Annotated in this window: 5 protein-coding genes; 2 read left to right on the top strand and 3 right to left on the bottom strand. The window is 65.7% G+C overall.

The window, feature by feature from the left end; translation table 11 throughout:
• Nucleotides 1-13: 13 nt before the first annotated feature.
• Together CYL12_RS11505 and CYL12_RS11500 are read left to right on the top strand one after the other, a co-directional pair.
• On the top strand, nucleotides 14-676 hold the full coding sequence (locus CYL12_RS11505; protein ID WP_158297169.1) for a Rab family GTPase: 663 nt from the start codon (nucleotides 14-16) through the stop codon (nucleotides 674-676).
• A 34-nt stretch (nucleotides 677-710) separates the two neighbouring features.
• Nucleotides 711-1,490 carry a hypothetical protein gene (locus tag CYL12_RS11500; RefSeq protein ID WP_101847721.1) on the top strand — a complete coding sequence of 260 codons (780 nt, stop codon included), beginning with the start codon at nucleotides 711-713 and terminating at the stop codon, nucleotides 1,488-1,490.
• Nucleotides 1,491-1,499: 9 nt separating this feature from the next.
• Here CYL12_RS11500 and CYL12_RS11495 read toward each other — a convergent pair whose 3' ends face one another.
• From CYL12_RS11495 to CYL12_RS11485, 3 genes are read right to left on the bottom strand one after another with little or no spacing between them, the layout of a single operon-like run.
• Nucleotides 1,500-3,710 (bottom strand): 3'-5' exonuclease, encoded by a 2,211-nt coding sequence (locus tag CYL12_RS11495; protein ID WP_101847720.1) that lies wholly within the window; start codon nucleotides 3,708-3,710, stop codon nucleotides 1,500-1,502.
• Nucleotides 3,711-3,712: 2 nt separating this feature from the next.
• Nucleotides 3,713-10,093 (bottom strand): DEAD/DEAH box helicase, encoded by a 6,381-nt coding sequence (locus CYL12_RS11490; RefSeq protein ID WP_101847719.1) that lies wholly within the window; start codon nucleotides 10,091-10,093, stop codon nucleotides 3,713-3,715.
• Nucleotides 10,090-14,715 (bottom strand): Eco57I restriction-modification methylase domain-containing protein, encoded by a 4,626-nt coding sequence (locus CYL12_RS11485; protein WP_101847718.1) that lies wholly within the window; start codon nucleotides 14,713-14,715, stop codon nucleotides 10,090-10,092. The genes CYL12_RS11490 and CYL12_RS11485 overlap by 4 nt, the downstream gene beginning before the upstream one ends.
• Nucleotide 14,716 lies beyond the last annotated feature (1 nt).

Genomic DNA, 14,716 nt, shown 5'->3' with positions numbered 1-14,716 from the left:
CAGGAGTGCAGAAGTGCCGTTTCCGATCTTGGTTGTACCCGTCGCAATAGCCGTTGTCGCCGTCAGCGGGGCCCTCATCACCGCGATACCGAAGATCTGGAAGATCCTCGACAAGCGCACGGTGGCGATTCTCGGCGCGCCGCAGACCGGCAAGACCGCCCTCATCAGGCTTCTCCGCGACGTCGACGCTCCCGATGGAGCATTGCCGAACGCCGTGCCCGGTGACGAGCGTGGTCGTTTCCCGCTCGAGATCAAAGGCAGGACGGTCGACTTCGCGGTCCCGCGAGACCTGCCCGGCAGCGATGGCCTCAATGTCGCCGGATGGAAAGACGCATTCGCAGACGCCGATCACATCTGGTACCTCTTCCGAGCAGACCTCATCGCAAGCGGTGATCCTGAGACGACGCAGATGATGAAGACCCACCTTGCATTGTTCAGCAGATGGCTCGGCGCGATGTCCGGCGACGTGCCGAAGATCCTGCTCGTCGGTACTTGGGCGGACGCGCATCCGAATCACGCTCGTCATCCCGCGCAGGTCGCCCGAGAAGTGGAAGACGCCGATGTCGTCAAGCTCGGGTCCGTCAAACTCGGTGGGGTTGCGGTCGTCGTCGGGAGCCTGGCCACGTCCAGAGACGCCGATAGGCTGCTCAAGGGGATCAAGAACCGTCTGCAGTAGTCGGCCCGCCCCGGACACAGAGGAGTGTGCGCGCGTGACGGACATCGAGAACGGTAGATCTCCTCGATCGGTTCTGGTCGCCGAAGACGGTCTGTACTTGGACATCGCGGGAGACCCAGGCTCCGTGGCCCTGCTCGACGATCTCGATGCGATGGTCGTCCCGTATTCAGTGATGGCCGCGAGCAACGCGGCGCAGGTCAACGCTGTTCAGGAGATGCTCAGAGCCGTCGGCCAACTCATTCCGGGAGCGCTGCTGATCAAGAACCCGTATGAGACCGACGTCTTCGAATTCTCTGAGAATGCGCTCGAGTCGTTCGCCAGCGCGAAGTACCATCACCTCGCGAACGTCGCGAAGCTTCTCGGTGCGAAAGAGGTGCAGTTCGAGGACGCGAAGATCGAGCGTCAGACCGCGGGGATCACCGGTGGGATCAAGATGGTCATTCCCGGGCTCGGGGGCGGCGACACGGATGTCTCGAGAGAGATGGCGCGCAAGCTCGATGATCGCCTGGAGGGTCGCTTGACCTTCGGCGGCAGCGAGCCGGATTCGGATGCTGCCCTGGAATTCCTGCGCCTCCACAATCTGACGAACGATCAGCAATTGAGATCCCTCGTCGAGATGCGAACCGGCGCCAACCCGATCCAGGGATACAGGATGACGCTTAGTGGAACGCGGGAGTCCGACGCCAACCTTCGGACTGCTCTGTCGATCGCCGAGTCTGTGTCGGGCAAGAAGGGCGTCAGTATCGGCGCGGCGTTCACGCGTGAGGTCAAGTCGATCCGCAGCATCGAGATCACCACGAGCATCAAGTTCTGACCGCGCGCGTCAGTCACCGAGCAACAACGCGCTCGGTGCCCCCTTCCAGGTAACCACCAGCTCATCACGGGCACGGCTCGCCGCGACGTACAGCAGCGAGCGGAAGCGCTTGTCGAGATCGGGCTTCTCCTCGTCCGGCACACCCTTGTACGCGATCGTCGGCGGGAACGCGCCGTCCGATACGTCGAACAACACCACGCGTGAGAACTCCATGCCTTTCGCATTGTGCATCGTCATCGCGACGGGTTGTCCGCCTGGGATGCGAGGCGAGTTCAGCAGTGCCACCGGTACGTCACGTTGTCCGAGCCCCTGCTGCACCTTCTTCGACGAGGTGTTCGAGACAGACAGGATGGCGATGGTCTCCGGCTTCACGCCGTCGGCGACCCATCGCTTGAGGTCGTCCGCGATCGCGTCGAATTGCGCGGAATCCGACTTCGACGGACGGGTGACCGGTTTCGGTCCGCTGCGTGACGAGCGATAGCCCGCGGTCGTCACGTCTTCTGCTTCGGCATCGGAGTACTCCACGCCGGACAGGATCTCCATCGCGTATCTCAGGTTCTCGAGAGTCGTGCGGTAGTTGAGTGTGAGGCGACGGGATCTGCCCTGCACGGCGATGCCGTAGCGTTTCAACACCGTCGGCTGCCCGTAGATTCGCTGATGCGTGTCGTCGGCGATGAAGAGGTCGTCAGGGCCTTCGGCCACGAGAGCACGCAGCAACTGCCACTTCGACGGAACGAGGTCCTGGGCTTCATCGATCAGCACATGATCAGCGAGGATCCGCCCGTTCGATTGCAGCCACTCCGCCGAGACGGCAGCCACTTCAGCGAACGAGAGCGCACCGGCGATCCGGTGGTTCTTACGCGCCTGTTCGATGACTGTCCAGACGGCGGCGCGTCGTCCACGGTCGAGTGCGACACCGCGTCCGGGCCTGCGAACCTGCAGGTAGTCGTCGAGCTCGTGAATGCGGTGCGGAAGCACCACCTGTGTGTATTCCCCCTCGAGGAATGCTTCGGATCTCAGCGCGATCGGCAGCTTGCCGCCGGCCTCCTGGATCGCCGACTTCCAATCGATCTCTGCGGCGCTCGCCATGCTGTCACGGGACGACCCGATGACCGCCAGTGAGGCATCGCCGAAGGCCACACCCCCGGCGACTGCGCGCACGTCGGAGGCGATCTGGTCGACGCCGCGCACGAGGATGCCCGGCTCCCCGAGCTTGGCCGCGAACGGGAGGTCGGGATCGAGTCGTTCCAGGTCGCGACGCAGGTTCTCGGCCAGCGCTCGGGTGAACGTCGTCAGAACGATCCGTGCGTGAGGATCCCTCCGAGACAGGTGCCGAGCGCGGTGTAACAGCACCACGGTCTTCCCTGTGCCGGCCGCTCCGGTGAGGCGGAACGAGCCGTTGCGGGGGCGCTCGGCGTAGTCCCGCTGCTCCGGGTGGAGGAACACACGCCATGCGCCGAAGTCGCCGCCCTCGATGACTCGCCGCAGCTCTTCGGTGTCGTCGACGAATGTGAACTGCATCTGCGCCGCCGGATGCCGCAGTGCTTCGACGAGCTTGGTGTCATCGTCCGCGCCCGGATCTGTGATGACAGGCTGGTCGAGCTTCAGCTCCTCCTTGATGAGGTGGAGCGCGGTTCCTGCGCCCATCGCGACGAGGACGTCCGCCTGCCAGGCGGTGTCGAGACCGGTCGCGAAGTTGAGAAGGGCTTCCTCGTTCAGAACGCGGAAGGCCGCCTCCGCCGTCTCCTGGTCGAATCCGAACTCCTCGGTCAGGTCGGTGACGAAGTACCCGAGATCGGCGAGGAGTGGCGTCGTCTGAGTAGGAGCCTCGTCGGCAGCGGGCGCAGTCTCTGTCAGCACGGGAGTCTCGGTCTCGTCGGCGGCGTCGAGCTCCTGCCGAAGGACTGCCAGTCCGTTGACCGGATTCATGCTCAGCGTGGTGGTCCGGGCCCGCTTGATGGCCTCGTCGTGATGCCACGTCCCGGCGTACACATAGACGGGCTCGTCACCGGCGGGCTCCAGTTTGAAGAGCACCGCTCGCCAGTGGATGTCGACCCGTCCCGTGCGCGCTCGCGCATCCCGCGGGTTCTGCATCGGCTCGATGTGGAGTCCCGGCACGGTGTCATCGTCGCTGAGCTTTCCGAGGAACGTGTAGATCTTGGCCTTCACGGCCTGATCATGCTTCGGGTCCTTGGCGGCCCCCCAGACAATCGTGGGCATGGTCAGTTCCTTCCTGCAATGGCGAGGGCTCTCATGACAGCGTCCGCCTCGGGTTCGACCGCGGTCCATCCGAGTGACGCGAGGGACTCGCGATCGTCATCGTCCAGACCCCAGGCGGTCGCGACGCGCTCATCCTCCCAGACGAAGGAGAACGGGATGCCGTCGCCCAATTCGAGTCCCATCTTCGGGATCGGGATCCCGGGGAGGGTGGCGAGTGCAGCGATCAGGGACTTCTCGGCAGCGGTGGCGCCCTCAGCGAGGGTCTTCCATTCGATGCTGACGTTCGCGATGGGGAAGTCAATGTGCCCGAGCATGTTCGTCCCGGCGGTGTCGGCTCCTGCATCGATGACCTGCGACAACGCGAGGACCTCGACACCGCTGAGATCGTGTCGCCAACCGATCACGTTCGACAGATGCAACCAGAGTCGCCATACGTCTGTGAAACCCTCGGCGCCGACAGCAGCGTCGCGGTCGTCGATGATCAGGGCGAACTCCGATGCGCCCTGATCGCCCATTCGGGTCGCGTGGACGAGAGCACCGCGATCCACGACCCAGCTCATCGAGTTGTCCGAAGGCGCAGCGGCAGCCCCGCGCATCATCGCGGATGCCGCATCCACGGGCGTGACGTCGGGCACCGGGCTGCCGGCGCTCCTCGTCATCATGGGGAGAGCGCGAGCGATCTTGTCGCGGCGCTTCGCCTCCCCGGCCGGATCCTGCATCCACTCCATGAGCGTCGTCAACGGATCGGCGTGGAGCCGGTCGAGATGCACCAGCGGAAGCTGGTACATCGGCGCGATCCGCTCGGCGAAGCCGACATCGATCCAGTCGCGAGCCAGCGCGTCATCGTCCTGCAGATCGGCCCATGTCACCGCGAGCACCCGATGTCCGCCGTTGCGGGCGAGCGCACGCTTCTTCGCATCGTCAGCCAGTCGATTGTGCAGGATGCTGGCGTGGAACGCCATGCCGTCGGTGTAGATCGCGATGGGTTCGGCTCCGCCTCCGTGCTGCTCGAGGACGAAGTCGGGCTTCGTGAATCCGAGCGAAACCTGCGGGCTCAGCTTCCAGATGCGCGCGTCGCCCGGGAAGCTGACCTGGACCTTGTTCCCCCAGTCGCCAGGTTTCTCCTTGACCGTTCCGCCGAGCTTCTGAGCCCGTTCGATGAATCGCAGGCGGAACAGTTGCTCGATGGTCGACTCGTCGAGCACCACGCCCGGGTCCTGCTCGACCGGCACGAAGGCATGGGGCTCACCGTCGGTGTCCACGCGCAACAGCTTCGCGAGCGCCTGCTCGGCGCTCGCCCGCGAGACGAAGCTCGTGTTCCCGTTCGCATAGGGCAACAGGCATCGATGACAGGCGGCACGTTGCTCGTTGCGGCATTCGCAGTCGCGCACGATCCTCCACGCCGTCGACAGCAGCTCGAACATGCGTTCCGGATCGGCGAGTTCGGCGAGGTAGCCCGTGCCGCCCGGCACTGCATCATGCACGAGGAGGGACTCTGCGGTGGTGTCGTCACCCACGGGCTCGATCGTCGAGATGACGCGAAGATGATCGGGGTCGCCGCCCATGACCTCACGCAGCCCACGCATCAGCGCGGCCGCCAGGCTCGGCACGGCGAGCGAGTCGCCGAGCGTGATCCCGATGGGGAGACGCAGGAATGTCCCCTGCGTGACGAGCGTGCGGCTGAGTGCGAGAGCGATCGTGTGCTCCCGGGTCTCCCGGCGCCGGGCGCACCACGACCGGTGATCGCTCGGGCGATTTCCACCCGATTGCGAGTCCTGCTTTCCGCACGTGTCACACACACGGAACAGTGGAGCGTGATGTTCCCGACCGGCGATGATCCGTGCCTCGCCGCCTGCGCCCTGTCGCCCGAGGTTGAGCCATCGGATTGTCAGGTCGCGCGCGTAGGTGACGCCGAAATGCGTCTCGTCGTCGAACCAGCGCCTGGCTACGCCTGCCGGGTCGAGATCGGCTGCGACCTGAACGGTGAAGCGCGTGCGGCGACGCTCGTCGCTGCGGTCGCTGATCGATGCCTCCTCGCGCCGCGCGATGGCCGACACCGTGTCGAGTTCGACCACGCGAAGTCGCTGGGCGACATCGTTCAGTCCCTTCGCGCCGCACCGCGGACAGGTAGTCAGCCCGTCGCCCGCCACAAGGTTGCGCCCATGGCCGCATCGTGCGCAGAACGCCCACTCCTGCACGGCCTCGCCCCCAGGGCCGAGATCGACAGCGTCGATCTCGATCTCCAGTCCCTGGGCGTAGAAGAAGGCGCCAGGCGCGAGCTCCTGGATCGCGATCGAGGCGCCGCGCTGATAGGTCACGGGATCTTCCTGCCAGGTTCCGGTCTCGGGGTCGACCCACGAGATCGCGGCGTCGAGCGTCACGGAGTCATCGAGCAGGGTGTAGTTCGGCAGCAGTCCGAATCGCTCGAGTGACGCGACCCAGTGGTCGGTGTGCAGCTTGTTCAGCTGACGGCCCAGCATACGGTGGGTGATCCTCGCGGTGCGGAGAGCCTCGTCGGCATCAGGCTCGAGGCCGAGATCTGCGGCGGCTTCCAGATCCGGGATCGCGTCGGCGATTTCCTTGCGGCGGAAGGTCAGAACGTCGATCTGCTTATTCCAGCGCTGTACCGCATCGCGCACCGTGTGGGCGAGTGGCGATGTTCCGCCACCGCTGACGGGCGCCGCGAACGCACGCAGCCGCTCGGCTGTCCTGGGCGCGATCCCGGGCAGGGTCGCGAGGAACTCCTCCACGTACTGCTCGTGATGGCCGTCCGCGTCGTCGATCAGATCGCCGAGGAGTGTGCCGCGTTCGCTGGACGCCAGCACGTCGTGGGTGTCGATCTGCGTCAGCAGCCCGGCCCCGGTGCGTCGGTCGAGCAGAGATGCGATGTACTGCCGCTGGACGATTTCCTGTGCGTCGAGATAGGTGGCCGGCGGGCGGACGGCTCCGTTGATGACCGACAGTGGATCACCCATTCGGGGCAGCTGGTCGCCGCGACCGGTGACCGTGGCGATCGACAGCGCGTTGCCCGTGAGGCGTCCGGCGCGGCCGACCCGCTGCAGATAGGAGGCCACGGTTCGCGGCAGCCCTGCGAGCATCACGGTCGACAGGTCGCCGATGTCGATGCCCATCTCGAGTGTCGGGGTGGCCACCAGGACGTTCGGTGCGGACGGGTCTTCGTCCGAGGATTTGAAGGCGTTTTCGTACTGCAGCCGCAGATCGTCGTCGAGCAGACCGGTGTGCTCGCGGGCGACGACACGTCGCATCTGCCCCTCGTCGTACAAGCCGCGGTAGTAGTTCTGACCTGTCTGCGCCGTGCGCAGCCTGCCGGGGCACCGCGCTGACATGCAAGGCCCGTCGTGCAGAGCCGCAACGGCGGACGGAAGGCCTGTTATCGGGTTCTGGCAGACATCGCAGACGAGTCGGGTTCGTCCATCGAAGAGCTCAGCGTCGGTCACCGGCGCCACGATCACTGATGCCGGGGGAATGGCGTAGACGGTCGCGGAGCCGGTCGCGATGTTCATCGTGTGCAGCAGCCCGTCCTTAGCCAGAGAAGCCAGCAGCGCGGCAGTGAGTGTCGACCCTTCGCCCGCCGTGACCGAGAGGGTCTTGCGCGCCCACGTGGCGAACCAGCTCTGCGACGACGACACCACGTCGAGGTGTGTGCGGTGCCCGCCCGTGCCGGTCGGCGCGTGCGGTCCGACGCGAGGGAACGCAGGTGCCTCCCGTCCGGGTGGGAACGCAGGCATACCTGAGCCGCGGGGGCGCCCACCCCACACGTTCCAGCGACGTCCGTCTTCGGCGATGTACTTCGCGAACCACTCGTGTTCGATGGCACCGCGTTCGCGCATGCGCTCCAGCACGCCGCGCACCCAGCGCAGCACGATCGTCGGATCCGCGTCGGCAGCCGACAGCCCTCCGAGGGTCTCCGATCCTCCGTCGACCAGCACCTTGCGTCCGACCGCCTCGAGTTTGGCATCGGACGCGTCGACGCTTGCCGCCAGACTGCCGGTGAGTTCGAGGGTGCGTCCGACGCGAGAGTGCAGTCCGAACTCCATCGCCACGTCGAAGAGCAGGCGTCGGTTGATCCGTGTGCGCACCTGGGTCGGCACCTGGCGCAGGGTGTCGCTCGACCAGAACGGCGCGAAGTCCTCGCGCTCGACGAGCTCGGGAGCCATGAGGCGATACCTGGCGTCGGGGTCGTCGCCTGCCTGCTGCACCATGCGGGTGACGATCTCGTCGAGCGGAGCAGGCTGATCGCCCACCGCCTGCCGGATGGCGTTGCGCAGCGCGAACACGTGTGCGCGGCTCTGCACGAATCCGGCACGATGCGCGGCATCCTGCACGCTGTCGGTGAAGATCAGGGCCTTCTTCTCTGCACGATCGAGCTGTGCGTCGCCGAAGAGCGTGGTCACGATCACGCTGAGCATCGTCGCCATGGCGGACCCGAGGAAGCGGATGCCGTTACGGCGCTGACATGCAGGACACACGTCGTCGCGCGAGTCGTCGCTCGCGTCGTCGCCTGTCAGAGTCAGGACAGGCAAGTGGACGGTCGTGCCGTCGTCATCCTCGGGAATGGTCGCCGAGATGCGACGAAGCCCGGGGTCGAACCACGCCAGGCTCGTGACGGGGGTGCCGGCCTCGAAGGACTCAGCTTCACCGGGAGCATGAAGCAACGCCCGGAAGCGGCTGCGCGTCTCCCGTGAGGCGTGGTTGCGGCGGATGCTCTCGTCATCGGCCGAAAGCTCGTTGCCCGTCGGCGCGAGCTCGACGCCCCACCCGCTACGTCCGCAGTGGCGGCAGTAGATCGCCGGGAACACGGCGAACTCTCCGTCGTCGAGCAGGGCATCGCTCGCTCCGTCATCTGACCACGAGAATCGCACGATCGGGGAGGCAGCCCGGTCGATGCGGGTCAGCTCGCGAACCCACAGGTTGAGGTCGATCGACAGCGCGGCGCGACCGACTCGTGCGCGCACATGGCTGAGCATCGCGAAGACGCGGGTCAGGAAGGTCCGCCGGAGGTCACGTCGCGACTCGAACGTCTCATCGGTACCGAGGCCGCGCGGCAAGAGTTTCTCGGCGAGGTCGTCGATCGAGATCGCCTTCTCTGCTGCCTGCGCGATGGAATGGATCAGGGGGTGGGCTGCGACGCTCGCAAGGAGATCCTCGTTCGACAGATCCGCCCATTCCACGCGGACAGACGGCGCGTCGGGATCGGTCGATGCCGGGTACAGGCTGTCGAGCACTGCTGTGGCGATCTCAGACGAGGATGCGTCCTCCGCGATATCGGCCTCGGCGATAGCCGTCGCGAGAGCATTGTTGATGCCTGCCGCCGGTATCGTCGGAACCCGGCCGGCGGCACGGGCGTTCTGGATCCACAAGCGGGCCGACTGCCGGGTCTCGGTCACGACGCTCTGAGAGTCGAACGGTCGACCGAACACGGTCTCCGCGAACGCGAGCATGCCCGACGGGTCGCCATCGTCACCGAGAGTCGCGCTGGTCGCGACCGGTGTCACGTCGCCCAGAGGGAAGGCCTCGAACTCGGCGTCCAGAGGTCGCGCGTCACCGCGTGAGCGACGCAACGCGAGCCCCAGTCGCCGCAGCAGCATCGCGACGTCGGTGCCCTGCGCGCCGTCGTAGGTGTGGAACTCATCGAGCACCAGGTACTGCAGGCTCTGGCTCATCGCCTCGACGAGCGAGCGGTCCGCCGGGCGCAGCAGCACCTGATCGAGCATCTTGTAGTTGGTGAGCAGGATGTCGGGCGGATCGTCGCGGATAGTCTCGCGGTGGTTGATGAGGCCGTCATCGGTGACTCGTGTGCGCTTCGTACCCGCCTGTTCACCGGTGTAGAGCGCTGCGCGCACGCCCTTGAGTGCGTCATGTCCACGGATCATCTCGGCGATACGTCGCGCCTGATCGTTCGCCAACGCGTTCATCGGGTAGAGGATGAGTGCTTTGACGCCATCAGCGCCCGCGGCATTCGCGCGCAGCACGTGATCGAGGATCGGATACAGGAACGCCTCGGTCTTCCCTGAGCCTGTACCGGTGACGACGAGCGTCGGAAGCGGATGCTCCTTGACCGATCCGTCTGGCTGCTCGCCGAGGTTCGCGCTACTGAGACGACGGAATGCGTCGGCCTGGTGGCCGTAAGGGGTGTGACCTTCGTACCAGTCGAGGGTGTCGCGCCATCCGCCGTCTGCCGTTCGGAACGGAATGCGCGCCCGGACGAATGGGCCGCGGAAGATGCCGCCCCCGGGATCGGTGAGGAACTCGGTGAGCGACCGCTGGGCATCGATGTCCGACAGTGCGAAGGTGGTGGTGAGGTAGTCGGTCAGAGCCTCGCGGATCTGCACCGCCTCGCGCGACGGAAGCAGTTCACTCATGAGCGCCCCTGCAGGATCTTCTCGAAGTGCGCGTAGGCCTGACGCATGTCGGCCTCGCGGTCGAGCGTGACGAACGGCAGCTCGTACTCATAGGTGTTACCCGACGCATTCGTCGCGGTGCGCTCCTCCTGTGAGATCGCTGCGCCCTTCTGGCGCCAGACCCTCATTACCTCGTTTGGGACGAGTCGCCCGTTGGCGTCGTAGAAGTAGGTGTTGCGGTCGTAACCGTAGAGGACCGCGAATTGTGTGCGGTAGATCGTGCAGAGTTCGTCGGCCGTGATGCCGAGGGATAGTGCGACGATAGCGTCGATCTCGACCTGCGCCTGGCGTCGGTCAGATGCGCGTCGGAGGGGGACGTCGGGGGTCCACTTCGTCGACGTCACGCCTTCCCACAACTGTGCGTAGGGGGCGGTCAGGCTCACCAGTCGCAGCACACGGGTGATGAGTTCGCCTGACAAAGGGTTCGACTCGACCGGAATTCTTGCGATCGTCGCCAGAAGGATGTCAGATTTCGGAACAGCTCGGACGAGCAGGTCAGCCGTTAGGGACGAGAGGTAGCCGAGAGCAAGCGGTAGCGTCCTGATGTCTTCAGACCGGATGCCCACGGACGAAACTCGATGAATGTGGGACGCTCCGGGAGGGATGATGCTCGGGATCAGAGTCCGTTCACCGGTGTTCGCCGCCATCGTGCGCCAGGCGATGCGATAGTGATCGCGGGCAGGAACTCGGTCGGGGCCCCAGTGCGTATAGGCGGCGTCGTACTCGGCGCGCGGTTTGGCTGGCTTGTAGGAGGTGACGGGCATCGCATCCGGCGAGAGCGTCTCCAAGTCGACCAAAGACCAGTCCTTATTGTTGCTCATCGAGGCATTGGGGAACTTATAGAACGGGTTGCTCACGAAGAGGTGGGGGCCCTGCAGGATCGCCTGATCCCACGCCTCCACCTCACCCCATTCCACGTCGAACACTCCCTTCTTGCGGTCGATGCTCTCATCCCAGCCGCGCGAGAACTCGAGTCCGAGCGATCCGACTCGGGGAGCGTCGGCGAGTTTTGCCAGCACGGTTGCTGTGGCTCGGTTGACTGCGTACACCATGCGCGTCCTCCGGATCGGCGTGGACTCGTCCTCGAGAAGACCGTGCCATGATCGCAGCACATCGTCGTCGACGATCGTGATGCGGCCGCTGTGGGCGCTGAGATCCCATTTGCCGTCGGCGTTCTTGATCCCTGGTTCCGGCCCATCGCCATTGTGTCGAAGGGATCCGACTACCGTCTCCGGGTGGTACAGGTTCGTCGCCATGCTGAACCGCGGTTTCTGTGCAGCGCCGTACACATGCACGCCGTACGAGACGAGGTTGTGGATCTCGAACAATGAGAGCTCGTTGATGAACTGCCAGTGACGTCGCAGGTGCTCATACGTCGCTTGGCGCAGGTAGCCCGCCTTCTCATCCGTGAAATGGCTCTCCGGGTGGATCAGAGCTACAGCCCCCGTGGGACTGAGATGAGACCAGGTCAGTTCCATGAAGCATCGGTAGAGATCCGGCTGCAGACCGGCCAGGTGCGGATAGAGGATCGGAGAACCGACGAACGCGGCAGTGCACGCGACATCGGCGGTGCCGTCGACGACAAGGTCGCGGATTCCTTCGATGGCGAGCGTCTGCTCGCGTCTGGCCTTGACCTCTGCCTGGGTCGGCTTGACCGCCAACTGCCACCACGGGTCTCCTTCCGCCATCAGGGCATCTACGTCAGACCGAGGCCGAACCCATGGCGGATTCCCGACCTGCAGATCGAAGCCGCCCTGAGAGAAGACTCCCGCGAAGTCGAGCTCCCAGTGGAAGAAGCCGTTCGCTTCGGCGATGCGCTCGGTGACCCGAAGCCATGGATGACTTGTCAGAGCGTCCTCGACATCGAGTGCGCTCGACCAGTCGAGGTCGTCCTTCTCGGCTTCGGCGAGGTCATCCCACCCTGTCGGCAGGCCGAACTGCTGGGCTCCCTCACCCGCCTTGCGTGCAGTTGCGCGCGAGTGGCCGCCGATGAGTGCGGTGATCCCGTCAAGCCACTCGTCGAGGTTCGGCGGTGGGGTCCCCTGCGTGAGGTTGTCGGTGAGCGGCCAGAACCACAGGGCGCACCACGCGTCCATCACTCTTCTCAGACGCCGGTACGCCCCGCTGTCGTCATGCAGGAACGCCTCGACCTCGGCGCGGCCGACGACTGCTTCGTCACCCTCGCGCCGCGGTCGAGGATCGTTCCAGAGAGTCAGCTCGCGAGAGACCTGTCGCTCGGCGATCTCGAGGCGGCGCAGCGTGAATTGCCACAGCGCCTCGACCCGATGCCCGAGGCCGACCAGTCGCTCGAGCTGCCTCTTCGACGGCTTCACGCGGGTCGCCTTGCGCCACTCGCGAAGTGTGGAGTGCGCCTCCGGTGCGAGGTCCCTGGCTTCCTTCGCGTCGACTGCGGAACCCCAGCCCTCGGCGGGCAGGAGGAAGTGATGGATCTTGCCTGAAGTCGCGCCCCCGATCCGACCGTCGCGCATGTCGTCGACGAGAGTCGAGACGGGTACGTCGGCCGGGGTGTCCTTCAACCACGCCTTGTCAATGACCTGCTTCTGCGAGTACACCGCGCGTCGGGCACCGATGAGCGAGTTGCCCCGCCGCAGGCGTAGCCCGAACCACGGTGCCTGTAGCCCGTCGACCATGGTGTCGAGCCACAGCGAGATCTCGGCGAGTTCCACGGCGGTCGCGTTGAGGTCGACCCCGTACACCTGGTGAAGGGCGATCGCGGCCTTGGCCTTCTGCAGCTCGCGCGGACGCTCGTCCGGTTCGATGCGTTCGCCGACCTCCTGCTCGCGACGGCTGAGGTACTCGTTGGCGAGTTGACGCACGGCCTCGATCGCGAACGCGCCCGAGCCGAGGGCGGGCTCGCACACGCTCAGGCTGAGGATCTCTTCCGCCGAGGTGGTACGACCGTCCTGATCGAGCAGTTCTTCGAGCGCCTGCCCCACCACGAACTTCGTCAGTACTTCGGGCGAGTAGTACGACGCTGAGGTCTGGCGCTCGCGGCCCGACAGGCGGAAGACGAACTCGCCGTCGCGGTAGCGGCGCTGCACTCGCTCGTGGGTGATCGGGTCCTCGGCCATCACGAAGTGTTGCTTCGCGATATCGTGCGCACGATCGACGGGCACGACCCACGAGCCCTTCGACGAGTCGCCGTCCTTCGCCACCTCGAACAGATCCGTCTCGGCGAAGAAGCCGCTGTACGACATCAGGCCCTCGTACACGGCGCCGAGCTGGTTGATGCCCAGGTCGGCGTACGAGATGAAGCCGCGGTCTCCGCCCTTCTTCGTCCGCTCCTCCCGAGTGAGCAGCAGTAGCGAGAGCACACGCTGCAGCGCGCCGTCGCCGAGTTTCACCGCATCGATCAGCGCGACCGACTCACGCCGGAACAGATCGGCGCTCAACGAGTGGAACTCGAGTCCCTCGGGGAGCTCGGCCTCATCGGCGGTGGCGGCCTTCTTATGTCCGGCGTCGACGAGGCGGAACAGGGTGTCTAATGACTCGTGCAGGTGAGTCCGGTGGCGGGACTCCTCGCCGAGCTCGACCAGCACGAGCTCGCGCAACCGGTCGAGACCGTACCCCAGCGCATACTCGGGTGCACCGACGGGAAGCACGCGCAATTCAGGAGACGCTTCGGCGAACAGCAGGAACAGCACACGGTAGAGGTACCTCAGCGACTGCCGAGCCAGTGTGTTCGCCTCACTCGCGGGCAGCGGCTCGAGACCCGCGGCGGCGCGGCGGCGCACGACCTCGTTGGCGATGATCTCGATCGACTCCCGCACGCCGTCACGGAGGTCCTTCGAGACACCCACGGTGTGCTTCACCGAGTCCTCCAGCGTCTCGGCCCACCATGTGGTGCCGTCGACGTCGGGTGAGACTGACTCCGCAGCAAGCACGGCGGTGGCACGATCGAACTCCCCACCTCGCTTCTTCACCTCGTTGCGGTCGAGCACGAGCTGCAGATCGACGGCGAGGTAGCGGCCTTCGGCCCAGCGCTCGCGTTCGGCGACGAGTGCCTTCGCTCCGCTCAGCACCACCGCGAAGGCCGGTGCGTCCTCACTCGTGAACAGCCACGAGAGAGCTCGCGCCACCGACACGATCTCGTCGGTCTCGTCTTCCGGCATGAACGGCTCGAGCAGTGTCGGCTTGTTCTTCGCCAGGAGATCGACCACGTCGGCGACGGGGCGAGCGAATACCAGGGCGGTTGAGACCTCGGTGACGTCCTTTGGAGCGAGCAGCGTGATCGGCCCGCTCGCTTCGCGACGCCAACGAGCATCCTCATATCCCAGGGCGGTGGCGAGAGGGGCCAGGACCTCGCTGCGATGGCGACCCGCATCGACCTCGATCACCGCATCGTCGCCGGCATCCGTGTTGACGGTGGAGAGCAGTGCCGTGAGTGCGGCCCCGGCCGCCGCGAGGCGCGACCGCGGCGTCTTCTCTCCGGCGCTCTCGCGCTCGTCCCAGTCCTTGCGGCGCGCGATGACCCGCCCCTGGAACGACTGCTTCGCGGACTCGGTGTTGAAGTAGTGCTCGCTGATCCAGTCCTCGCCGACGATGAACGCATCCGATGACATC

This window comes from Zhihengliuella sp. ISTPL4, from assembly GCF_002848265.1.
Classification (GTDB): Bacteria; Actinomycetota; Actinomycetes; order Actinomycetales; family Microbacteriaceae; genus Microbacterium.
This window is presented reverse-complemented; position numbering and strand designations above follow the sequence as displayed.

What these genes read in the sequence shown, in the direction of transcription:
- CYL12_RS11490 (WP_101847719.1), bottom strand. Translation starts at nt 10,093, where the DNA reads ATGAGTGAACTGCTTCCGTCGCGCGAGGCGGTGCAGATCCGCGAGGCT.
- CYL12_RS11495 (WP_101847720.1), bottom strand. Translation starts at nt 3,710, where the DNA reads ATGCCCACGATTGTCTGGGGGGCCGCCAAGGACCCGAAGCATGATCAG.
- CYL12_RS11485 (WP_101847718.1), bottom strand. Translation starts at nt 14,715, where the DNA reads ATGTCATCGGATGCGTTCATCGTCGGCGAGGACTGGATCAGCGAGCAC.